Genomic DNA, 22462 nt, shown 5'->3' with positions numbered 1-22462 from the left:
TTAAATGATAACTTACACTTTCAAAAACTTGCGGATCGACACGGTACTTCCCCACACACCGATCAGCACACCCAGGCCAACCAGCAGCCCGCAGAGCATTATCCAAATATCCTCAAACGGAACAAGTTTCAGCCCAAGCATCGGATCTCCCTGTACGGAAGACACCAGACCGGTGTAACCGATGTAGAGCGCACCCGAGGTGACTAGTGAGCCGATCAGACCAATGAGTGCACCTTCAATAAAAAACGGCCAGCGGATAAAATAATTCGTCGCACCCACCAGCTTCATGATGCCAATCTCCTTGCGGCGGGCAAGAATGGTCACCCGGATCGTATTGGAGATCAGGAACATCGACATCAGCGCAAGTCCTGCCACAAAAATAAAGCCGATGTTGCGCACAGCACGCGTTACTTTGAACAGCGTCTCTACCGATCCTTTGCCGTAGTTAACTTTAAAGATTGGCTGCTCTTTGTGGGTCTTGTTGAGTGCTTCAATCTTTTCGGATACGAATGGAACAGTTTTGGGTTCGATCACTTCCACCAGCAGCTTGTCCGGCAGCGGATTATTGTCTACATCAAAACCTTCCAAAAGCTCGGCGGCATCCGGGCCCATATCTTCGCGGAATTCCTTTAGCCCCTGCTCCTTGGAGACGAACTCAACCTTGCTGACTTCCGGCATGCTGCCGATTTCGTTCTCCACCGTTTCACGCATCTTCTGATCCGTATTCAGCGCTAAATGCACATTGATCTGCACCTGGCTGTCCGCCTTGTCTGCGACGGAATTAACATTAAGCACTAGCAATATAAATACGCCTAGGACGAAGAGAGAGACGACAATGGATGTGATGGAAGCCACCGACATCCAACCGTTGCGGAATACGTTTTTGAAGCCTTCCCGCACATGCCGCAAGAAGGTCTTAAAACTCATAACCGTATTCCCCTCTCACCTGGTCTCGAACAATGTTACCGTTCTCTATAGCCAGCACCCGCTTGCGCATTTTGTTGACAATATCTCTGTTGTGGGTAGCCATGACAATGGTCGTGCCGCGAAAATTAATCTCGTCAAGAAGCTGCATAATTCCCCATGAGGTCTCGGGATCCAGATTGCCGGTAGGCTCGTCCGCAATAATAACGGAAGGATTGTTGACGATGGCCCGGGCAATCGCGATCCGCTGCTGCTCCCCGCCCGACAGCTGTGAGGGCTCACGGCCCGCTTTGCTGCGGAGACCTACCAGGTCGAGCACTTCATTGACACGTTTCTTAATGATCTTCTTCGGTGCTTCAATAACCTCCATAGCAAAAGCGACATTCTCGTAAGCTGTCAGCCTGGGCAGCAGGCGAAAATCCTGAAACACAACGCCGATATTACGGCGGACATAAGGGATCTTGCGCGGCTTAAGCTTACCTATATTAAACCCGCCTACAGATATCTGTCCTTTGGTCGGAGTTTCTTCTCTATAAATTAATTTCATGAACGTTGATTTCCCTGCGCCGGACGGTCCGACGATATAAACGAATTCATTGCGATCGATCTTAACGGATACACCTTGAAGGGCATGGGTTCCGTTCGGGTAGGTCTTCCATACATCCTGCATTTCGATCATCTTATCACTTCCCGATTCTGACATATTGCTCCGGCCCCTGCCTTTCGACAGTAAACAGCGGGAGCTTCCATAAACTGCATTATTATCGCAGGCGTATCTATTGTAACAAATCCGTAACCGATTGAGTACCCGAAAGTTTTGCCGGAGCCGCACATATACATATATAAAAGCCTGATTGTTGTCCCCTGTACATATATATCGGTTACAGAAACCGTTCTTTAAGCATTGTTACTACTAGCATTGTTACTATGGCCCGCGCCGCTTCAAGCGCCAATACGCCCCCAGAAGGAGAATTTTCATGAAAAAAATCCACGCTGCGCTTATCGCTCTGATCGGGCTCATCCTTGCCGGTTCTCTTTTCGCCGGAGCGCTTCATTTATATGGGAGCCAGAAAACCATTCCGAAGGACACCCATTTGGCAGGCTGGAACATCGGCGGAATGGACATCAACGAGGTCCGCAATGGATTAAATGCGCGGCTGGAGGCGCTGGAGGCGGTCCCTCTTATCCTGAAGGCGGAGGGTAATACGGAATTGACCCTCACGCTGAAGCAAGCGGGAATGACCTACGAAGCGGAACATTTCCTCCGGGGACTGAAGGAGCTGACAGACGGAAGACTCTTGGACCGGGTGCGTGCCCGCCGGAGTTTCCCCCGCAGCTGGAGCTTCGGTGCCCATCTGGAGATCAGCCAGCTCCAGAACAGCTTAAGCCCGGCCTGGGAAAGAGAGTCTTTTGGTATTCCCGTTGACGCCACGCGGCGGATTACTGAGGATGACCGGGTAGTCTACACACCAGAGAAGACCTCCTACGAGGTAGATTGGCACGGATTGGAGCTTGCCCTCCGGGCGGCCCTGCCAACCAGACTCAGTACCGTAGATTCTTTGCAAGGCAAGGGAATCACTCTTGAAGTGCCGTTGGCCGTCCAGGAGCCAGCAGTCACACTTAGAGCTTTGAAAGACCAGGGGATTGAACGGAAAATCACCCAATTCAGCACTTCACTCGGTACAAGCGGACCCGGGAGGTCCTTTAACGTAGAAGCCGCCGCCAAAGCCGTCAACGGTACAATGCTCCCGCCGGGCGCTGTGTTCGATTACGGTAAAGCGATTGAAAAAGCTCAGGTTGAATACGGCTTCCGTGAAGCACCGGTCATTGTGAACGGAAAGCTGCAGCCCGGCACCGGCGGTGGAATCTGCCAGGTCTCCAGCACCCTCTACAACGCCGCACTCCGCTCGGGGCTGGAAATTGTGGAGCGGCGCAATCATTCGCTGCCGGTCAGCTATCTGCCCAAGGGACAGGATGCAACTTTCGCCCAGGGCTACATCAATTTCCGCTTCCGCAACAACACCGGTAAATACTTGATTATTAAAGCTGCGGTACAGGGACGCACCTTAACTGTAAAGCTGTTCGGAACGTTCCCGAAGAACGTTTCCTATGCTGTCCACTCCCAGACCGTGGAGGTGCTGCCGCCAACCGATAAATATGTAGGCGACTCCTCGCTGCCTCCCGGCGGAACACGGGTACTGCAGAACGGCAAAACCGGCTATGTGGTTGAGACCTATATTACCCGCTATGAGGACGGCAAGGCCGTAGAGAAGACAAAGCTCTCACGCGATGTCTATCCGGCGCAAAAACGGGTCATCGCCATCAACCGCGGCGGCATGAGCAGATCCACCCTGCCGGAATCGCCCAAAAAGCAACTGGTTGAGGATGGCGTACGCAGCAGTCAACAGCAGTGAGCCTTCCCTATACTGGCGGGCATTCCGGAAATTCGAAAAAGACGGTCAGCAGCGAATGCTCTGACCGTCTTTTTGGGAAGTATAAGAAAGCATTCGTTGCACGCCCGTTTATATCCATTTTACACTCTGATAATCTACAGCGCCACCGCAGTTAATGATCGGACGTTACACTGACAGTAAACTAATATCAGAAAGGATGAACTACTATGAGCACAATACTTGCATCCGGACTACCCTCCGTCGTCCGCAGCGCTCCTGCCGTCTACGCCTCCCGCACCTGCCGTGAAACGCTGCGTGTCATGTTTCAGCATCCGGAATCCAAATGCATCGTCGTCTGCAATTCCGTGAATGAACCGGTTGGCCTGCTGATGTGCGAGCGCTTCTTTTTGAAAGCTACCGGACGTTTGGGCATGGATCATTTCTACAGAGAATCTATAACCAAGCTGATGAACCGTAAGCCGCTGATTGCAGACATCTCCGCCTCCCCAGACAACGTGCAGGCTGAAGCACTGAACCGCCCCGAGCCTATGAGAAATGATTGCATTATTATTACGAGCAACGGCAAGTTCGTCGGTGTTGTCTACCCTTCAGATCTACCTCAGCCCGAATAGTAAACCCACTTCACTGCCTCTTAGAAAAGAATGTCCGGTGACGTGTCAATCCTCCAGTACCCGTTCACTTTTTTCAGGTTGACTATTACATCTTCTGTCGGGCCCTGGCCCTCTGGATAAGGCACAGTAATCTCGAACACTGCTGAGGTTGTGGTTTTGGAAACCATTCTGGCCTTGGCCTTCTCATATTGCAGTGAATTGCCCATGTCGGCATTCACCTGCGCCATTCTCCCCTTATACTCCAGAAATTGATTCTGTACATAATAAGCTGCCGCCTTGTGGGTATACGCACGTTTTATGTAACTGAGCAGCTTCTGCTTCGTTCCGAGATCACTGGAAAGAAACCGGTATTCCATAGCATTATACTGAAAAAGCTCCGGCATATATGCACTTCCTCCGCGATGCGTATACGTATACAAAGCTTTGGCATGGGCCACAAGCGGAACCACGCTATTGACTGTCAAATTATTGATCAGTGCCGGCCCCTCTTTGCCCGGTGCCACTGCGGCCACGCTTTTTACCGCTGTATTCGAGAGCGGCGGTGAAGCCGCCAGTGCCCCGCTTCCCGCAGATATCAGCCCCAGGGAGAGAGCTAATGAACCGATCATCCACTTCTTGTTCATCCTTTAAACGCCTCCTTCATTGTCTTTAAAAATTAGCAGAGCTCAAATGCTTCCATTGCAGCGATAGCTACTTTATAGCTTACGGTGTCCCGTAAGCTAAAATACCCAATCCCGCTTCTTATGAAAACGGATTAATGTCCGGCAAGTACAAAAAAAGCTCCGCCGAGGATGTATATCGGATTTGCACTGTGCTATTATTTGGCTGAGAGGAGGAGTGAATAAATGGCTTTAATAGAATGCAAATTTTATTCGGAAGTATTGGGACTGAACACTTCGATGACTGTCATTTTGCCGCAGCAAACCACTACACAGATCGGGCTCAGCAATGTAAAACGGGGTGATCTTCACCCGACGCTGTTTTTGCTGCATGGCTTGTCTGATGATGACTCCATCTGGCTGCGCCGGACTTCAATCGAACGGTATGTAGCGAAACTGGGGATTGCTGTGGTTATGCCGCAGGTACATCGCAGCTTTTATACGGATATGGCCTCAGGGGGCAATTACTGGACGTTTATCAGTGAGGAATTGCCTGCGCTGGCGCGCTCCTTTTTCCCGTTGTCACCGAAACGTGAGGATAACTTCGTGGCTGGCCTCTCGATGGGTGGTTATGGGGCGATCAAGCTGGGGCTGCGCAAGACGGAGGTTTTTGCCGCTGCTGCAAGTCTGTCGGGGGCACTCGATATGGCCCATCATTTCTTGAACTGGGAAGATGCCTCGAAGAAAAGTAAAGAGTACGAACTGATCTTTGGCAAGAAAGACATCGCAGGCACTCCAGATGACTTATTGTGGCTGCTTCAAGAAGCTGACGGCTCGAAGGGACCCAAACCGCTGCTCTACCAGTGCTGCGGCACCGAGGATTTCCTGTACGAGGATAATCAGGCCTTCCGTGAAGCCTGCAGCAAGACGTCATTGCCCCTCACTTATGAGGAAGGCCCGGGCGAACATGAATGGGGCTACTGGGACACCAAGATCCGCGATGTGCTGGCCTGGCTGCCATTATCGAAATAGGCTTTTCTCTGCCAATGCAGAGACATTCCCCTAGCATAGAAAAAAAAAGACTGTCCTCCCGCATCTAAGATACGGCTGAAGACAGTCTTTATTGATTTAAGCTCTTTCGATGATGCGTTGGCCAAAAGTTAACTATTCAGCGGCGTTCCCATGCTGCGCTACCCATTTATTGGCCTCAAGCAAGGAGCCCTCTGCCCGTTCAATCGCTGCTTTCACCTGCACAGTGGCTGTACCGCCGTATACGTTGCGCGCATCCACCACCGCTTCCGGCTGCAGGACTGCATAGATCTGCTCGTCGAACAGCGGCGAGAACTGCTTGAATTCCTCCAGCGTCAGATCGAGCAGGAATTTCCCTTCGTTAATGCAGAATAGTACGGTTTTGCCAATGACTTCATGGGCCTGGCGGAAAGGTAAGCCTTTGCCGACCAGGAAGTCTGCAATATCGGTCGCGTTGGAGAAATCGGTATTCACCGCTTCACGCATCCGCCCTTTGTTCACCTTCATGGTGGAGATCATCGGTGCAAACAGCTGCAGCGCCCCTGTAAGAGTGGCTACTGTATCGAACATGCCTTCCTTGTCTTCCTGCATATCCTTGTTGTAAGCCAGCGGCAGGGACTTCAGCACGGTCAGGAGGCCAATCAGGTTGCCGTAGACGCGGCCGGTTTTGCCCCGCACCAGTTCCGGCACATCCGGATTCTTCTTCTGCGGCATAATACTGCTGCCAGTACAGAAGGCATCGTCCAGCTCCACGAAGCTGAATTCCGTGCTGCTCCACAGCACCAGCTCCTCGCTGAGCCGGGACAGATGGGTCATGATCAGTGAGGCGTTGGCGAGAAACTCAACAATAAAGTCACGGTCGCTGACTGCATCCAGGCTGTTCTCGTACACACTGTCGAAGCCAAGCTGTTCCGCTACAAAATGGCGGTCTATCGGGAACGTAGTCCCCGCCAGCGCACCCGCTCCCAGCGGCAGCACGTTGATCCGCTTGTAGCTGTCCGTCAGGCGCTCCGCATCCCGGCGGAACATCGACACATAAGCCAGCAGGTGATGGGCGAACAGAATCGGCTGTGCCCGCTGCAAATGCGTATAACCGGGAACAATCGTCTCCACATTATCCTTCGCCTGTCCAATCAGCGCTTCCTGCAGCTCATGCAGCAGCCCAACCAGCTCTACTACCCGATTACGCAGGTACAGATGCATGTCGGTCGCCACCTGATCGTTGCGGCTGCGTCCGGTGTGCAGCTTCCCGCCGACCGGACCGATTTCCTCGATCAGGTTCTTTTCGATATTCATATGAATGTCTTCATCCGCTACGGAAAAAACAATCTCTCCCGCCCGAACCTTATCCAACACCTTATTCAGGCCTGCCTTGATCGTTTCTACATCGTCCTGCGGCAAAATCCCGCATTTGCCCAGCATTGTGACATGGGCCAGACTGCCCTGCACATCCTCTTCGGCCAAAGCCTTATCGAACCCGATGGAAGCCGTATATTCCTCCACCAGCTTGTTTGTTCCTTTGGTAAAACGTCCGCCCCAAAGCTTGCTCACCTGTTGTTTCCTCCTCTGTTGACGCCAGAAGGGCCGCTCCTGTCCTGACGGGAGGAACGGCCTTCGGATGTCTGCTTAATTAAGCTGAACTTATTTCTTGACTAATACCGCCGCGCGGTTAAAATACTCTACTTCTTGGATTCCGCTACACCTGCTGATACTTTCAGACGCAGGGCATTTAGACGGATAAATCCTGTAGCATCGCCTTGGTCATACGCTTGCGTTGGATCAGCTTCCATCGTCGCGATATCCGGGTTGTACAGGCTGACCGGACTCTTAACGCCGGCACCGATGATATTGCCTTTGTAGAGCTTGAGACGCACCGTACCAGTCACGTTCTGCTGGCTTTCTTTGACCAGAGCCTGTAGAGCAAGACGTTCAGGCGCAAACCAGAAGCCGTTATATACCAAAGTGCTGTAACGGGTAATGAGGCTATCGCGCAGGTTCATCACTTCACGGTCCATGGTGATGGACTCCATCTTGCGGTGTGCCGTGAACAGGATCGTTCCGCCCGGAGTTTCATACACGCCGCGGCTCTTCATACCGACAAAACGGTTCTCCACCATATCCACGCGACCAATACCGTGCTTGCCGCCCAGTTCATTGAGTTTCTCCATGACTTGCAGCGGGGTCAAAGCTTCGCCGTTCAGCGCAACACAATCGCCCTTGAGGAAATCCAGCTCCAAATATTCCGCCTCGTCCTGAGCATCCTCCGGCGCGTTGCTGAGCAGGAACATTCCCTTGTTCTCCGGTGCGCTTGGATCAAACCAAGGATCCTCCAGCACGCCGCTCTCATAGCTGATATGCAGCAGATTGCGGTCCATGGAATACGGTTTTGCCGCTGAGGCCTGTACCGGAATTCCGTTGGCTTCCGCATAAGCGATCATTTCTGCACGGCCCGGGAACTGGTTGCGGAACTCTTCGAGCCGCCAAGGTGCGATAACGTTGATGTTCGGAGCCAGTGCAGCTACACCCAGCTCAAAGCGTACCTGGTCGTTGCCTTTGCCTGTTGCGCCATGGGCAATTGCCGTAGCGCCTTCAGCGATGGCAATGTCCACCATCCGCTTGGCGATCAGCGGACGGGCAATGCTGGTGCCCAACAGGTACTGTCCTTCATAAAGTGCGCCCGATTGGAACATCGGGTAGATGAAGTCATTCGCGAACTCGTCGCGCAGATCATCAATGTAAACTTTGGAGGCGCCGGTCGCCAGTGCTTTTTCCTCCAGACCATCCAGCTCTTCCTTCTGGCCGATATCGGCTGTAAAAGCAATGATCTCCGCGTCATAGGTTTCTTTCAGCCATTTCAGAATGACCGAGGTATCCAGTCCGCCGGAATAGGCGAGTACAATTTTTTCTTTAGCCATGAAGAAGCAACTTCCTTTCGTGTGGGGGGTATAAGATGAACTACTATACAACAATCGGGCTCTGGTCGTCACTGCGGAGAATGTTTGGACTTCCGGCCGCTGTTGTCTCCAGATGTTTTTGATTATACCGTTATAGCGGTTAACATCCGGAGACAAAGGCGGACGCTTACGCTCCTACAGTTCCAAACTTCCCCTTCGTTCCTTTTCACCCTATTATTTATAACAGTTCATCTTATATAGTGTTTTATATAGTATAAGACCAAGCAAGACCCTTGCAAGATCAATCTTTATTCACTCTAAACCTAAGGCTAAATTAATTAGCCCATCAGCGCGGCCATCAAGGCCTTCTGCGCATGCAGGCGGTTCTCTGCCTGGTCAAAAATGACCGAATTCGGCCCGTCGATTACACCGGTGCTGACCTCTTCCTCGCGATGGGCCGGCAGGCAGTGCATGAACAGGTAGTCGCTCTTCGCACCTTTGACCAGTTCCTCATTGACCTGATAGTCCTTGAACGCCGCTTCGCGGGCCAGCTGCTCGGCCTCAAAGCCCATGCTCGCCCACACGTCCGTGTAAATGACATCGGCATCCTGCACCGCTTCCTGCGGGCTGCGGGTGATGACGATGACAGAGCCGGTCTCCTTGGCGATCTCCCGCGCTTCCGCGACGACAGCGGCATCCGGCTCATAGCCTTCCGGTCCGGCGATGGAGACATGCACACCCAGCTTGGCTCCGCCGATCAGCAGGGAATGCGCCATGTTGTTGCCGTCGCCGATATAAGCCAGCTTCAGCCCTTTAAGCTTACCCTTGTGCTCATAGACCGTCTGGTAATCGGCCAGCACCTGGCAAGGATGAGCCAGGTCGCTTAGTCCGTTGATTACAGGAACTGAGGCATAACGCGCCAGATCCTCCACTTTATCATGGCCAAAGGTACGGATCATGATGCCGTCAAGATAACGGGACATTACCTGCGCCGTATCGCCGACCGTTTCTCCGCGTCCAAGCTGAATGTCATTTTTGCTTAAGAAAAGCGCATGTCCGCCCAGCTGATACATTCCCACTTCAAATGAAACGCGTGTGCGGGTCGAGGATTTCTCGAAGATCAGCCCGATCGTCTTGCCCTTTAGCGGCTGGTAGACCTCGCCGTTCTTTTGCTTCTGCTTCAGCTCGATGGCCAAATTAATCAAATACGTGATTTCTTCCGGACTGTAATCGTTCAGCTCCAGTAAATCACGGCCTTTGAGCTGCTGTGCGATTGTATTCGCAGCGTTTTGTACACCCTGGCTCATGAACCTGCCTCCCCGTTTTCTTTGTTAGCATAAGTATGAATTAGTTCGGAAAGGATGTCCACCGCCTGGTGGATCTCCTCTTTGCTTACATATAAATTAGGCAGAAGCCGAATCACATTCGGTCCGGCCTGTACGAACAGCAATCCCTGCTTCTGTCCGGCCAGCACAATATCGCTTACCGGCGACTGGCATTCGATGCCGATCAACAAGCCTTTGCCGCGAATCTCCTTCACAAATGGCGTATCTGCCAGCTTCTCTCCCAGCAATCCGGTGAGGTACCGGCCCATTTCGGCTGCGCGCTGCGGCAGCTCATCTTCGAGCATCGTCTCGATGGTCGCTTCCATTACCGCTGCGGCAAGCGGCGTGCCCCCGAAGGTGCTCGCATGGCTGCCCGGGCTGAAGGCTTCACGCAAATAGCCTTTGCCCAGCATGACCCCCGCCGGAAAACCGCTGGCCACACCTTTGGCCAAAGTGAAAATATCCGGCTCAATGCCGTAATGCTGATGTGCAAACAGCTTGCCGGTACGGCCCATGCCGGTCTGCACTTCATCGACGATCAGCAGCAGACCATGCTCCTTGCACAGTTCCACCACTGCGTCCAGGAACTCCTGCTGCACCTCAAGCACGCCGCCTTCCGCCAGCACCATCTCCAGCATAATGGCTGCGGTATTCTCGGAGATCGCTTCCTTAAGCGCCGGAAGATCATGCAAAGGCACTGTCTTAAAGCCTGCCGGAAGCGGCAGGAAGCCTTCTTTAACCTTTTGCTGGCCGGTAGCCGTAAGTGTCGCCAATGTGCGGCCATGGAAGGATTGCTCGAACGTAATGACCTCATAACGCCCCGTGCCTTTTACCTTCTGGTGATAGCGGCGGACCAGCTTGATCGCAGCCTCATTCGCTTCTGCTCCACTGTTGCAAAAGAATACCTGATCCGCACAGCTGTTGCCCGTAAGCAGCGCAGCTACCCGGTCCTGGCCCGGAATGTGGAACAGGTTCGACACATGCCATAGCGTATCAATCTGCGCCTTCAGCTTCGCGCCAACCTTCTCCGGAGCGTGCCCCAGACTGGTCACAGCCAGACCACACATGAAATCGAGATATTTATTGCCCTGATCATCCCATACCCAGCTGCCTTTGCCCTTGACCAGACTAATGTCATATCTGGCGTAGGACGGGAATACCGCACCCAGCTTGGCAGGAGCAGCCCCCTGATCCTCCAGTTCCGCTGAACGGTTTTCCGTTGCCCCTGTCAAAGAATCCTTTTCCGCTTGCGTTAGCTTACTCATTCTTAGTCACTCTCCCACCATGCTGCTTCCGGTATTCCGGCAGCGCTGTATTTTGTGATTCCAATTAGAATGCGGCTGTGCAGTATATCTTCTCTTGCATTCTATCAAATTCAGCTATATAAGTTGAACTTTAGATTTACCGATCCAGCATGGAACGCAACTGCGGTGAATATATGGACTTCCGGCCGCTGCTTTTGCCCCTAGGTAGTTCTTTTGTTCAACTTATATTAGGAAGAAATAATTCTTGTTCCCAGCTCTTCGCCCTGCAGCACCCGGCTAAGCACTTTCGGCTCCTTACCGTCCACAATAACGACCTCTGACACACTGCCTTGAATGCAGTCCATCGCGGCCCGCACTTTAGGAATCATCCCGCCGTAGATTTCGCCGCTTTCGATCAATTCTTCAATCTGCGCCACCGTCACCGACGGAAGCACGATCTTCTGTCCTTCCACTGTACGCATAATGCCGGGAACATCCGTCACTACAATCATTTTGGGCGACTCCACAAAAGAAGCCACCGCTCCGGCTGCTGTATCCGCATTAATATTGTAGCGCTGGCCTGCGGCATCCACACCGATAGGAGCAATTACAGGAATATAACCCAAATCAAGAATACCCTTGATGATCTCTGCTTTAACCCCGGTTACTTCACCGACCTGGCCCACTTCATCGCTGTTCGCTACCGGTTTGGCCATGATGAGATTCCCGTCTACACCAGATAGGCCAAGTGCCTGCCCGCCGCTGCCCTGAATTCTTCGGACAATCGCCTTGTTGATACTCCCGGCCAAGGTCATCTCCACCACATCCAGCACTTCCTCGGTCGTCACCCGCAGGCCATTCACGAAACGGCTCTCAATACCCAGCTTCGCCAAATTTCCAGAGATCGCCGGGCCACCGCCGTGAACGATCACAGGCTTCACACCGCTGCTCTGCAACTCTCTTAAATCCTCAAAAAAAGAGTCAGGCAATGCCGCCAGTGTACTGCCGCCGCATTTCATCACGAACAGCCCGCCGGCCTTATTCTTCTCTATACGTTCATCGGTCATAGTATCGGTATCCTTCCCATGGACTTATGCAACAGGTTGGTCAGGTACGGTAGGCCGCATTGATCCGCACATAATCATAAGTGAGATCACAGCCCCAGGCTGTAGCCGTACCGTCCCCATCAGATAAAGCTACGGTAATCAATATCGTATCGCTCTTTTGCAAATAGTGAAGTGCCTTCTCTTCATCAAAAGCAACCGGACGCGACTGCTTCAGCACCTCGATCTCTCCCAGCGAAATGTCTACACGCTCTGGTGATACAGGCACTCCCGCGCGTCCCACCGCAGCAATGATTCTTCCCCAGTTGGCATCCGCACCGAATATCGCCGATTTGACCAAACTGGAGCCGACCACCGTTTTGGCAATCGCACCTGCAGCCTCATCATGGACTGCCCCGCTGATCTGCACTTCAATAAGCTTCGTTGCACCTTCGCCGTCACGGGCAATAGCCTTGGCCAACGTCTTGCAGACATGTATAAATGCAGCGGCAAAAGCGTCCCAATCCGGATGCAGCCGCGTCAGCTTCTCATTGCCGGCCAGACCACTGGCCATCGCTACCAGCATATCATTGGTGCTCGTATCTCCATCCACCGTGATCATATTAAATGTCGAATTGGTAGCTGTGCGCAGCAGGGTCAGCAGAGCTTCACCATCAATGACCGCATCCGTGGTCATGAAGCCCAGCATCGTGGCCATATTGGGATGAATCATTCCCGAACCTTTAGCCGCTCCGGCAATTGTAACTTCCTCACCGCCGACCAGTACCTTCACGCAGCATTCTTTTTTCACCAGATCAGTAGTCAAAATAGCCTGGCAGAATTCCTCCGCACCAGCCGCTCCCCCATCCAGCTTCTCCGGAAGTCCGCCAATTCCGCTACGTACACAATCCATCTTCAGCAGCTCACCGATTACCCCGGTAGAAGCAACCGCAACATCCAGCTCATTCACACCGAGATGACGTGCAGCGGCGGCGCGCATTTCGTAGGCATCGGCTTCTCCCTGTTCACCGGTGCAGGCATTGGCGTTTCCGCTGTTTACGATTACTGCTTGCAATACCCCGTTCGCCAGACTTTCCCGTGTCACCTTCAGCGGAGCAGCCTGAAATACATTGGTCGTATAGACAGCAGCAGCCGTGGCAGGCACCTCGCAAAGGATGGCCGCAAGGTCATTGCGGTCGGTTTTTTTGAGGCCGCAGTGCAGCCCTCCAGAGGTAAAACCCTTCGGTGCAGTTATACTTCCGCCTTCCACGACGGTATAAGCTTTAATCTCGTTCATTGTATGTTTGACCGCTGAACCTTACGGATACACAGGCGTGTAGCCAAGGCCACGGGTTTCCTCCCATCCCATCATCAAATTCAGGTTCTGAATCGCTTGCCCTGCTGCGCCCTTAACGATGTTGTCAATCACGGACACTATGGTAACCCGACCTGTACGGGCATCTGTGGCAAACCCGATATCGCAGTAGTTGGAGCCGCTGACTTCTTTCGTCGCTGGGACCACGCCAGCCCCGCGGACACGGACAAACGGTCTGCCTTCATAATACTCACGGTATAATTCCACAAAATCCTGCTCGCTATAATTTCCGTTCATCCCGGCATACATCGTACTCATAATCCCCCGGTTCATCGGAACCAGATGCGTGGTGAACGTTACGGTTACCTTCTCTCCGGCAATCTCCGTGAGGACCTGCTCAATTTCGGGGATATGCTGGTGTTTGTTGATTTTATAGGCTTTGAGATTCTCATTGATCTCGGCAAAATGGACCATTAGACTCGTTCCGCGGCCTGCTCCGGAAACTCCCGATTTTGCATCAATAATGATACTGTCATGCTTAATCCAGCCTGCCTTCAGCGCCGGAATCAGCCCCAGCAGTGTTGCCGTAGGATAACAGCCCGGATTAGAGATAAAATCCACGCCGGCGGCACGTTCCCCGAATACCTCACATAAGCCGTAGACCGCCTGCTCCAGGTAAGCTTGAGGGGGAGCCGGATGCTTATACCACTGCTCATACTCCGCACCGTCTTTCAGCCGGAAGTCACCCGATAAATCGACGACCTTCAGTCCTGCCTCCAGCAATTGCGGCACCAGCTTTGCACTGACTCCCGACGGCGTAGCCGTGAACACGACATCCGCCCTTCCGGCGATCTCTGCCGGGTCTACACCATCCAGATTGCGCTGGATAATTCCCGTTAAGTGGGGGAATCCATTCTCAATGGGTTCGCCCGCACTCGATGATGAGATCACTGACGTAACCTCTATATCAGGGTGGTTCTGTAGCAGCCTAATCAGCTCCACGCCTCCATAACCCGTTGATCCGACAATTGCCGCTCTCAGCTTGCCTTCCACTGTCATCCCCACTTCCTGCTTCATGAATTGAATGAATACCGTCCTGCAAATATGTATTATTATACGTCCGAATTAATATAAATACAACACGTTGCGTCAACTTTATTCCAAGCATTTTTAGATTTCCACCGCAGCCCGTGACCCGATATCTAAGAAAAAAGAGAAGCGTTGAGCTTCCCCTAAGGAAAAATCTATGCTTCTCTTTTAAAGCCTTCGCCCAATACTTCATGAGCCTCCGTTATAATGACAAACGCCCCCGGATCGACCGAGCGGACAATGGCCTTCAGCCTCGTAATCTCGTTCTGCCCGACAACTGCCATGAGAACCGTACGATTGTCACCAGTGTATCCGCCCTCAGCCTTCAGCTTGGTCAGACCACGGTCCAGGTCGTTTAAGATCGCCTGAGATATCTCTTCCGTCTGGTCCGAAATAATATACGCAACTTTGGTCGTGCTGAAGCCTACCTCCAGCGCGTTGATTACCTTGCCTGTAACAAACAGCCCGATCAATGCGTACATCGCCTGCTCCATCCCCAGTACAAAAGCAGCCAGCGTAATGACCGTACCGTCCAGCAGCACAACGGAGAGTGAGAAGCTGAATCCGGTGATCTTCTGGATAATCTGCGCCAGAATGGTCAAACCACCTGTCGAACCGCGCCCGCGGAAAACCAGACCCAGCCCCAGACCCACGCCGATACCACCATAGATAGAAGCCAGCAGCGGGTTTGTTGTAGGAACAGGCCCATCTTTGGTCAGGAAAATAAACAGCGGCAGCACAAAACTCCCCAGCAAGGAGCGGATTCCATATTGCTTGCCGAGAAAGATGATCCCCAGCACAAACAGCGGGATATTCAGCGCCCACTGCGTAAATGCCGGCTCCGCACTAAACCAGGCTTCGGCAAGCACGGACAATCCCGATACCCCGCCGGATGCAATCTGGTTCGGCAAGAAAAACAGATTAAAAGCAAGCGCGGTAATCAGCGACCCGACCAGGATGAGCACAATATCTACGGTATGGCGCAGCGGCCCGTTCAGCGGGATCAACGGGGGTTTGTTGCGTGAATTGATTTTTTGCATGTATGCCTTTTCTCCTTAAGATGTGATCTTGCTTATATAAGCGTTTCATCTACTTTGCGGGAATTACAGGTATTTCATTCTTGCATCACAAAAATTCCTACACCTCCGAAGACGCGTAGGAATACAGTTCCGCTTATTCAACCTCTGTTTTGATTTGACTCCGCAAGTACCCGTCAATGAACAGATCTAAATCGCCGTCCATGACCGCTCCGACATTCCCGGTTTCCACGGAAGTGCGGTGATCCTTTACCATGCTATAGGGATGGAACACATAAGAGCGAATCTGGCTTCCCCAGGCAATATCAGATTGCTCGCCACGGATCTCATCCAAATGCTGCTGTTGTTCCTGTAGTTTACGCTCATACAGCTTGGAACGGAGCATCTTCATGGCCTGTTCCCGGTTTTTGATCTGCGAGCGCTCGTTCTGGCAGGTTACCACCACACCTGTCGGCAAGTGGGTAATCCGCACGGCAGAGTCGGTTGTATTGATATGCTGACCGCCTGCGCCGCTCGCCCGGTACGTATCGATCTTCAGATCCTCTGTACGGATTTCCACCTCTACATCATCGGATATTTCCGGAACGACATCGCACGAGACAAAAGAAGTATGACGTCTTCCGGAAGAGTCGAACGGTGAAATGCGCACCAGCCGGTGGACCCCTTTTTCAGTCTTTAAATAGCCATAGGCATTAAAACCCTTGATCAGCAGTGTAACACTCTTAATCCCCGCTTCATCACCCGGCAGATAATCGAGCACCTCTACTTTAAATCCGTGCTTTTCCGCCCACCGCGTATACATCCGCAGCAGCATCTGTCCCCAATCCTGGGATTCCGTTCCGCCAGCACCCGGGTGCAGCTCCAAAATTGCATTCAGCTTGTCATACGGCTGGTTCAGCAACAGCTGAAGCTCGAACTCATCGACTTTACTGCCCACACTGCGGATGGTTCCGGCAATCTCTGCTGCCAGGGCGTCATCGCCTTCTTCATCGGCAAGCTCAGCCATCATTGCGGCATCTTCATAATCCTGCTGCAGCTTCTCATACTGATCCACGCTGGACTTTACCGCGTTCATCTCGCCGATTACACCTTGCGCCTTTTCGGGATCATCCCAAAATCCGGGAGCAGCCATTTTCTCCTCAAAGTTTGCGATCATCTCCTGCTTCAGATCTAAGTCAAAGAGACCCCCTAAGGTTGGTTAGTTTCTTGCCTATTTCACGCAGGTCTTGCTTCACGTTAGCATCGATCATATGGTTCACTTCACCTTTCAAAAATAAGTGGTTGCGCCGGGCGGCTTATTGGACTTAGGCGACATGGGAGTCCAACGCGCTTCGCTGGCGGAATTGTTCTTCAGAACAAAGCGTATTATTCGGTGATGCCCGTAACTGCGGGGAATGTTTGGACTTCCGGCCGCTGTTGTCTTCAGATTTCTTGATTTATACCGCTATTTGCGGTTGAAATCCGAAGACAAAGGCGGATACTACCGCTCCTCCAGTTCCAAAATCCCCCTCCATTGCTCCTTTTCCTTATCTCAAGTATTTAAGTTTAATTTATATAGTCACGGTAGAAATCCAAACATAAAGGCGGACGCTACCGCTCCTACAGTTCCAAACTTCCCCTCCGTTACTCTCACCTTCATGGTTAAAGTTCTCAAGAACAGTTCCTTCTGCTCCGCTTCATGGTCACCAAAAGATCCCAAAGTCCAAAAAAGCGGCCGGGCCGCAAAACGGGGGAGTCCCCCGGGCCCAGCCGCATTTTATTGTCATTATAACCTTTGAAGCAATGGACAAGACCTAAAGCGCGAAGCATTAAAATGCACTCGCCACTTCGTACTCGCTCACTGTTTTAACAGAATCATAAAATCAAGTACTAACTATGTCTTACGCGTTCTGTCCGTGGCAGTTCTTATACTTCTTGCCGCTTCCGCAAGGGCAAGGGTCGTTGCGCCCAATCGCAGACTCCACATGCACCGGACGTTTCTCGGCAGGCTCGGCATTAGTGGAGATTTTGTCCTCTTCCACTACCGACTGGCGTTCCTGATTCGTCTCAATGTGTGCCTTCATAATGTAGGTCGCTACTTCTTCCTGAATGCTGGCGGTCATGGCATTGAACATTTCAAAGCCTTCGAATTGATATTCGCGAAGCGGATCGGTACCGCCGTAAGCGCGCAGGTGAATCCCTTGACGAAGCTGATCCATCGCATCAATATGATCCATCCATTTGCTGTCTACGGAACGAAGTACGATAACCTTCTCGAATTCGCGTACCAGTTCGGCACCCAGACGTTCTTCACGGGCTGCATATTTCTCCAGCACACGGGTGAAGATGTACTCGATGATCTCTTCAACTTCCTTGCCCCAGAGATCGTCACGTGTCAAAACGCCTTCTTCCAACAGTTTGCTGTTTACATAATCAGCAACCTCTTGAAGCTCCCAGTTTTCCGGAATATCATCACTACAGTGGGCGTTAACCACACGGTCAATGACAGGTTTGATCATTTCCACTACGATATCTTTAATGTTGTCAGACTCCAGAATTTCGCGGCGTTGTTTGTAGATAATCTCACGCTGCTGATTCATTACATCATCATATTGCAATACGACCTTACGGATATCAAAGTTGTTGCCTTCTACCCGCTTCTGGGCAGATTCCACTGCACGGGTAATCATACGGCTCTCAATCGGCTGATCTTCTTCAAATCCGAGACGGTCCATCATATTCAGGACATTGTCCGCTCCGAAGCGTTTCATCAGTTCGTCGCCAAGCGACAGATAAAATTGAGTTGAACCCGGGTCGCCTTGACGTCCCGCGCGTCCACGCAGCTGGTTATCAATCCGCCGGGATTCATGCCGCTCCGTACCAATAATATGCAGGCCACCAAGATCGGTCACACCTTCACCCAGTACAATATCCGTACCACGGCCAGCCATATTCGTAGCGATAGTTACTGTTCCCGGTTGTCCGGCATGAGAGATAATTTCTGCTTCCGCCTCGTGATGTTTGGCGTTCAGTACCTGGTGTCTAACACCCTTGCGTTTCAGCATTTCAGATACGCGTTCGGAATTCTCGATGGATACTGTACCTACCAGTACCGGCTGGTTCTTTTTGTGACGCTCTACAATCTCCGCTACTACAGCGTTGAATTTGCCATTTTCGCTCTTGTACACGACGTCTGGCATATCATCACGTTTGTTAGGTTTATTGGTCGGCACCTGGAGAACTTCCAGCCCGTAGATCTTCTTGAATTCCTCTTCTTCCGTCTTCGCAGTACCTGTCATACCACCCAGCTTACGGTACATCCGGAAGTAGTTCTGGAACGTAATTGTAGCGAGCGTCATGCTCTCATTCTGTACCTGAATCTCTTCCTTGGCTTCAATCGCTTGATGCAGTCCGTCACTATAACGGCGTCCGGCCATCAGGCGGCCCGTGAATTCATCGACAATAACAACCTCTTCATCATTTACTACATAATCCACATCGCGGCGCATAATAGCATTGGCCTTGAGGGCTTGTACGATATGATGATTCAAGGTTACATGGGCATGGTCATATAGATTCTCAATGCCAAAAGCACGTTCTGCCGTAGCGACACCCTTCTCGGTCAAAGCCACGGACTTCACTTTAATATCAATCGTGTAGTCCTCTTCAGCAGTCAGCTTCTTCACGAAACGGTCTGCGGCGTAATACAACTCTGTCGATTTCTCAGCCTGTCCGGAAATAATAAGAGGGGTACGGGCTTCATCAATCAAGATGGAGTCAACCTCATCAATAATACAGAAGTATAGCGGGCGTTGTACCATTTGCTCCTTGTAGAGCACCATGTTGTCACGCAGGTAGTCGAAGCCGAATTCATTGTTCGTGCCATACGTAATATCGCAGGCATAAGCGCTTTGTTTATCAGCATGGTCCATACCGTTCAGGTTCACCCCGACGGTCAAGCCCAGGAAGTTATAGATTTGTGCCATTTGCGCACTGTCGCGCTGAGCGAGATAGTCATTTACGGTTACAACATGCACGCCTTTACCCAGCAATGCATTCAAATATACCGGCAGCGTTCCTACCAGTGTCTTACCTTCACCTGTCTTCATCTCGGAGATCCGGCCTTCATGCAGCGCCATTCCCCCAACCAGCTGTACGTCAAAATGCCGCATGCCCAGCGTCCGTTTGGAAGCTTCGCGTACGGTTGCAAAGGCCTCGGGAAGAATCTCTTCCAAGGTTTCGCCCTTCTCAATACGGGCGCGGAATTCTTCAGTCTTAGCTTTGAGCGCTTCATCCGAAAGCGCCACAAAATCCGGCTCCAGTCCATTAATTACTTCGACCGTCTTCATTAGACGTTTGACATCCCGTTCATTGGTGTCGCCGAATATTTTCTTTACAAGTCCTAGCATGGTTAACCCCTTTCATGCAACACAGATGGTGGAATCGAGCCCATCCCACAAAATTGAAAGGGCCATATATTATTTCGATTCCGCTGCTTCATAAATTGTAACAGTTTGTAAGAGATGCCGCAATACGAGCAGGCCGCAACCTTATTTTACAAAAAAAGTTCAGTCGCGTTTTAACTTCATATTTTCGCTGAAATGCCGCTCTACCTTTGGAGGGCAATGTCGCCCTTTTTTCTGTCTCCGTTTATATACGCACAAGAGCCCTATTCGATTCACACGAATAGGGGCTCGGTTAATTTTCTACGTCAGACTGAAACGATTACCGCCGCCTCAGCTATTGCCTTGTTGATTTTCAGAATCTAGTTCTGTTCAATCAAGCCATACTTTCCGTCATTCCGTTTGTAAACAACACTCACTTCAGAAGTGTCGATGTTGGAGAACACAAAGAAATTATGTCCAACCATGTTCATTTGCAGGATCGCTTCCTCGACATCCATAGGCTTCAAGGTAAACCGCTTGTTACGTACAACTTCCAAATCATCATAATCCTGTTCCTCTACGGCAACAGCACTAGGGGATCCTTCTACAAACAGCGTCTTCAGGCTTCCTTCCTGGCGGAACTTACGATTAAGTTTGGTCTTGTGCTTGCGGATTTGGCGTTCCAGCTTGTCCACAACAGCATCAATGGAAGCGTACATGTCATCACTGCGGTCTTCGGCACGAAGCGTCACACCTGCCAGTGGAATGGTTACCTCCACCGTATGAAGGCCGCGGACAACGCCAAGCGTCACATATCCTTCTGAGGTAGGGGGTGCATCGAAATACTTCTCAAGTCTGCTGAGCTTCTTATCAACATATTCTCTCAAAGCGTCGGTCACTTCAATTTGTTGACCTCGAATGCTGAATTGCATGGGCACTCCTCCTTTGTTTACATTTTCATTATACCAAATTGTCAGCGCTAAGTAAAAAACAAATCATGACAGCCTTTACATTTAGCTAACATAAGATGCTATGAATTCCCCGAAAATACACAATTGGCCCGGAAGGGGTAGTTATTAATTACCCTTCCGGACCAAAGTCAGTTACTTCTACTTCGTATGAATGCGCAGGATCTCCACCGGTGACCATGTCTTTTCACTGCCGGTAATGAGATATACCTTATAGCTGGTATTCGCAGTCAGGCCGGTTAAGCCCAGCGTCTGTCTTACTCCAGGAGCAGGTGCAGGACTGATTAAACCCGTCCAAGGAGCTGACAGCGCTGTTCCTGCACTATCTTTTCCTTGGGCAATTTGAGCTGCACTCGGATCAGCTGCATTAGCCGGCAACACCACATATCTTACCGGTGCAGCAGTTCCACTTGCTTGCCCGTAGGTGACATAAACATCTGCTGTAACTGTGCCTATCTCTCCTGGCTTAACAGCAGTAATGGACGTTGCACTGCTTGCAGCAGTGGTTAAACGCAGTGTCGATACTTCTGACCAGTTTCCGTATGAATCAGCAAGCGTTACATAAGCTGCATACTCAGTACCCGCCTGCAAGCCATACACAGAGAAAGATACCGTTGTATTGCCCGTCGCTGCTGTCTTTCCGCTATTGACACCAGCTGTTCCGGCACTATTCAGGCCGTCTCTAATCTGCAAAGCGCTCGGTGCCGATACAGTACTGCTGTAAGGTGCCACAACATAATAGACATCGCCAGTCACTGAAGGTGTAAGATACACATCTGCTGTAACAACACCAACATGGCCGTAGGTTACACCACTTACAGATGGAACAGTGATGCCACCGCCATTGCCTCCTCCACCACCACTGCCTCCGCCTGTACCGCTAGTTGGAATTGGCGTTGGTGCAGGTGTTGCCGAAGGTGCAGGTGTCGCGGTTGGCGCTGTTGTTGGCGTAGGTGTAGGTGTAGGTGTTACAGTACCACCAGAGCCACCCGGCCGGTTAGCTACCGAATTTCCGATGATGGTAACCGCTTCGGCTCTTGTTAGCGATTTCTTAGGGCCGAAGGTTCCGTCTGTATACCCGTTGATAATCTTCTTATTGGCTACCGCAGCAACGGATCCCCGTGCCCACACAGAAATCTGGGCACTATCCTTGAATGCAAGTGTAGTGCTGCCTGTGTTCAGACTAAGTAATCTGGCAGTAATTGCTGCTGCTTCCTGTCTTGTCAGCGGACTTAAAGGGCGAAAGGTTTTGTCGCTAAAACCGGCGATATATCCGGCTTTTACAGCTTTCGCTACTTCATTGTAAGCCCAGTAGGATTTTTGAAGATCCTTGAAGCTGATAGCCGCCGTATCCGTGAATCCAAAGAGGCGGTTTACAAAAGCAACGTATTCGCCCCGGGTAATCACCTTATTGGGCTTAACCGTACCATCAGGGTATCCACCCAAATATCCTTTGTCCAGCCAGTTCTGCAGTTGGCTTTGTGCCCAGTGTCCCTTAATATCCTTTGGCACAGAAGCGGCAGAAACACTGCCCAGAGCCCCGAACAACATGCTAACTCCAAGTAGTACGGTCATAAATCCACGCCATGTTTTCTTCATTCAGCTG

18 protein-coding genes are annotated in these 22462 nt (G+C 51.5%); 3 read left to right on the top strand and 15 right to left on the bottom strand.

Annotated elements, in window-relative coordinates:
- Window positions 1-12 precede the first annotated feature (12 nt).
- A complete protein-coding gene (gene ftsX / locus ACQ76X_RS08895) occupies window positions 13-927 on the bottom strand; it encodes a permease-like cell division protein FtsX (RefSeq protein WP_438493071.1) in 915 nt (304 codons plus the stop codon).
- Window positions 917-1603, bottom strand: coding sequence for a cell division ATP-binding protein FtsE (gene ftsE, locus ACQ76X_RS08890; RefSeq protein WP_038600957.1), 687 nt, complete (start codon window positions 1601-1603; stop codon window positions 917-919). The genes ftsX and ftsE overlap by 11 nt, the downstream gene beginning before the upstream one ends.
- A 298-nt stretch (window positions 1604-1901) precedes the next feature.
- Between ftsE and ACQ76X_RS08885 the strand changes: the two genes are divergently transcribed.
- Together ACQ76X_RS08885 and ACQ76X_RS08880 are read left to right on the top strand one after the other, a co-directional pair.
- A complete protein-coding gene (locus tag ACQ76X_RS08885; protein WP_438493069.1) occupies window positions 1902-3338 on the top strand; it encodes a VanW family protein in 1437 nt (478 codons plus the stop codon).
- A 206-nt stretch (window positions 3339-3544) separates the two neighbouring features.
- Window positions 3545-3949: a hypothetical protein gene (locus ACQ76X_RS08880; RefSeq protein ID WP_438493067.1), complete on the top strand. Its 405-nt coding sequence runs from the start codon at window positions 3545-3547 to the stop codon at window positions 3947-3949.
- Between the two features lie 20 nt (window positions 3950-3969).
- Here the strand turns inward: ACQ76X_RS08880 and ACQ76X_RS08875 are convergent, their stop codons facing one another.
- Window positions 3970-4572 (bottom strand): DL-endopeptidase inhibitor IseA family protein, encoded by a 603-nt coding sequence (locus tag ACQ76X_RS08875; RefSeq protein ID WP_438493066.1) that lies wholly within the window; start codon window positions 4570-4572, stop codon window positions 3970-3972.
- A 222-nt stretch (window positions 4573-4794) separates the two neighbouring features.
- Between ACQ76X_RS08875 and ACQ76X_RS08870 the strand changes: the two genes are divergently transcribed.
- Window positions 4795-5580 (top strand): alpha/beta hydrolase, encoded by a 786-nt coding sequence (locus tag ACQ76X_RS08870; protein ID WP_438493064.1) that lies wholly within the window; start codon window positions 4795-4797, stop codon window positions 5578-5580.
- Between the two features lie 132 nt (window positions 5581-5712).
- Here the strand turns inward: ACQ76X_RS08870 and argH are convergent, their stop codons facing one another.
- The 12 genes from argH to ACQ76X_RS08810 form a co-directional block, all read right to left on the bottom strand.
- Window positions 5713-7128, bottom strand: a complete 1416-nt coding sequence (argH, locus tag ACQ76X_RS08865; protein WP_438493063.1) for an argininosuccinate lyase — start codon at window positions 7126-7128, stop codon at window positions 5713-5715.
- A 128-nt stretch (window positions 7129-7256) separates the two neighbouring features.
- Window positions 7257-8492 carry an argininosuccinate synthase gene (locus ACQ76X_RS08860; RefSeq protein WP_438493061.1) on the bottom strand — a complete coding sequence of 412 codons (1236 nt, stop codon included), beginning with the start codon at window positions 8490-8492 and terminating at the stop codon, window positions 7257-7259.
- A gap of 317 nt (window positions 8493-8809) precedes the next feature.
- A complete protein-coding gene (gene argF, locus ACQ76X_RS08855) occupies window positions 8810-9778 on the bottom strand; it encodes an ornithine carbamoyltransferase (RefSeq protein WP_438493059.1) in 969 nt (322 codons plus the stop codon).
- The gene (locus ACQ76X_RS08850; protein ID WP_438493058.1) at window positions 9775-11061 is read right to left on the bottom strand and encodes an aspartate aminotransferase family protein; all 1287 of its coding nucleotides are present in this window, start codon (window positions 11059-11061) and stop codon (window positions 9775-9777) included. The genes argF and ACQ76X_RS08850 overlap by 4 nt, the downstream gene beginning before the upstream one ends.
- A 227-nt stretch (window positions 11062-11288) precedes the next feature.
- Complete coding sequence (gene argB, locus ACQ76X_RS08845; RefSeq protein WP_438493056.1) at window positions 11289-12107, bottom strand: acetylglutamate kinase; 819 nt, start codon at window positions 12105-12107, stop codon at window positions 11289-11291.
- A gap of 40 nt (window positions 12108-12147) precedes the next feature.
- Window positions 12148-13380, bottom strand: a complete 1233-nt coding sequence (gene argJ / locus ACQ76X_RS08840) for a bifunctional ornithine acetyltransferase/N-acetylglutamate synthase (RefSeq protein ID WP_438493054.1) — start codon at window positions 13378-13380, stop codon at window positions 12148-12150.
- 21 nt (window positions 13381-13401) lie between these two features.
- Entirely contained in the window at window positions 13402-14457 is a 1056-nt protein-coding gene (argC, locus tag ACQ76X_RS08835) for an N-acetyl-gamma-glutamyl-phosphate reductase (RefSeq protein ID WP_076109618.1), read from the bottom strand.
- Between the two features lie 185 nt (window positions 14458-14642).
- Complete coding sequence (locus ACQ76X_RS08830) at window positions 14643-15527, bottom strand: YitT family protein (protein WP_438493053.1); 885 nt, start codon at window positions 15525-15527, stop codon at window positions 14643-14645.
- A gap of 133 nt (window positions 15528-15660) precedes the next feature.
- A protein-coding gene (gene prfB / locus ACQ76X_RS08825) for a peptide chain release factor 2 (RefSeq protein ID WP_438493051.1) occupies window positions 15661-16774 on the bottom strand; the annotation gives its coding sequence in 2 pieces (ribosomal slippage) (window positions 15661-16701 and window positions 16703-16774; 1113 coding nt in all).
- A gap of 630 nt (window positions 16775-17404) precedes the next feature.
- Window positions 17405-19912 (bottom strand): preprotein translocase subunit SecA, encoded by a 2508-nt coding sequence (gene secA / locus ACQ76X_RS08820; RefSeq protein ID WP_038597310.1) that lies wholly within the window; start codon window positions 19910-19912, stop codon window positions 17405-17407.
- A gap of 356 nt (window positions 19913-20268) precedes the next feature.
- A complete protein-coding gene (hpf, locus tag ACQ76X_RS08815) occupies window positions 20269-20820 on the bottom strand; it encodes a ribosome hibernation-promoting factor, HPF/YfiA family (RefSeq protein WP_038597313.1) in 552 nt (183 codons plus the stop codon).
- 177 nt (window positions 20821-20997) lie between these two features.
- The gene (locus ACQ76X_RS08810) at window positions 20998-22455 is read right to left on the bottom strand and encodes an S-layer homology domain-containing protein (protein WP_438493048.1); all 1458 of its coding nucleotides are present in this window, start codon (window positions 22453-22455) and stop codon (window positions 20998-21000) included.
- Window positions 22456-22462 lie beyond the last annotated feature (7 nt).

The sequence above is a fragment of the Paenibacillus sp. IHBB 3054 genome (assembly GCF_051594305.1).
Taxonomy (GTDB): domain Bacteria; phylum Bacillota; class Bacilli; order Paenibacillales; family Paenibacillaceae; genus Paenibacillus_AQ.
The sequence above is the reverse complement of the archived record's forward strand: the minus strand, read 5'-3'. Positions and strand labels throughout refer to the sequence as shown.

Bases quoted from the DNA above. Each gene is read 5' to 3' on its own strand.
- ACQ76X_RS08885 (WP_438493069.1), top strand. From the start codon at position 1,902: ATGAAAAAAATCCACGCTGCGCTTATCGCTCTGATCGGGCTCATCCTT.
- argJ (WP_438493054.1), bottom strand. From the start codon at position 13,380: ATGAACGAGATTAAAGCTTATACCGTCGTGGAAGGCGGAAGTATAACT.
- hpf (WP_038597313.1), bottom strand. From the start codon at position 20,820: ATGCAATTCAGCATTCGAGGTCAACAAATTGAAGTGACCGACGCTTTG.
- argC (WP_076109618.1), bottom strand. From the start codon at position 14,457: ATGACAGTGGAAGGCAAGCTGAGAGCGGCAATTGTCGGATCAACGGGT.
- ftsX (WP_438493071.1), bottom strand. From the start codon at position 927: ATGAGTTTTAAGACCTTCTTGCGGCATGTGCGGGAAGGCTTCAAAAAC.
- ACQ76X_RS08880 (WP_438493067.1), top strand. From the start codon at position 3,545: ATGAGCACAATACTTGCATCCGGACTACCCTCCGTCGTCCGCAGCGCT.
- argF (WP_438493059.1), bottom strand. From the start codon at position 9,778: ATGAGCCAGGGTGTACAAAACGCTGCGAATACAATCGCACAGCAGCTC.
- ACQ76X_RS08850 (WP_438493058.1), bottom strand. From the start codon at position 11,061: ATGAGTAAGCTAACGCAAGCGGAAAAGGATTCTTTGACAGGGGCAACG.
- argB (WP_438493056.1), bottom strand. From the start codon at position 12,107: ATGACCGATGAACGTATAGAGAAGAATAAGGCCGGCGGGCTGTTCGTG.
- ACQ76X_RS08870 (WP_438493064.1), top strand. From the start codon at position 4,795: ATGGCTTTAATAGAATGCAAATTTTATTCGGAAGTATTGGGACTGAAC.
- secA (WP_038597310.1), bottom strand. From the start codon at position 19,912: ATGCTAGGACTTGTAAAGAAAATATTCGGCGACACCAATGAACGGGAT.
- ACQ76X_RS08830 (WP_438493053.1), bottom strand. From the start codon at position 15,527: ATGCAAAAAATCAATTCACGCAACAAACCCCCGTTGATCCCGCTGAAC.
- ACQ76X_RS08875 (WP_438493066.1), bottom strand. From the start codon at position 4,572: ATGAACAAGAAGTGGATGATCGGTTCATTAGCTCTCTCCCTGGGGCTG.
- ftsE (WP_038600957.1), bottom strand. From the start codon at position 1,603: ATGATCGAAATGCAGGATGTATGGAAGACCTACCCGAACGGAACCCAT.
- ACQ76X_RS08810 (WP_438493048.1), bottom strand. From the start codon at position 22,455: ATGAAGAAAACATGGCGTGGATTTATGACCGTACTACTTGGAGTTAGC.
- ACQ76X_RS08860 (WP_438493061.1), bottom strand. From the start codon at position 8,492: ATGGCTAAAGAAAAAATTGTACTCGCCTATTCCGGCGGACTGGATACC.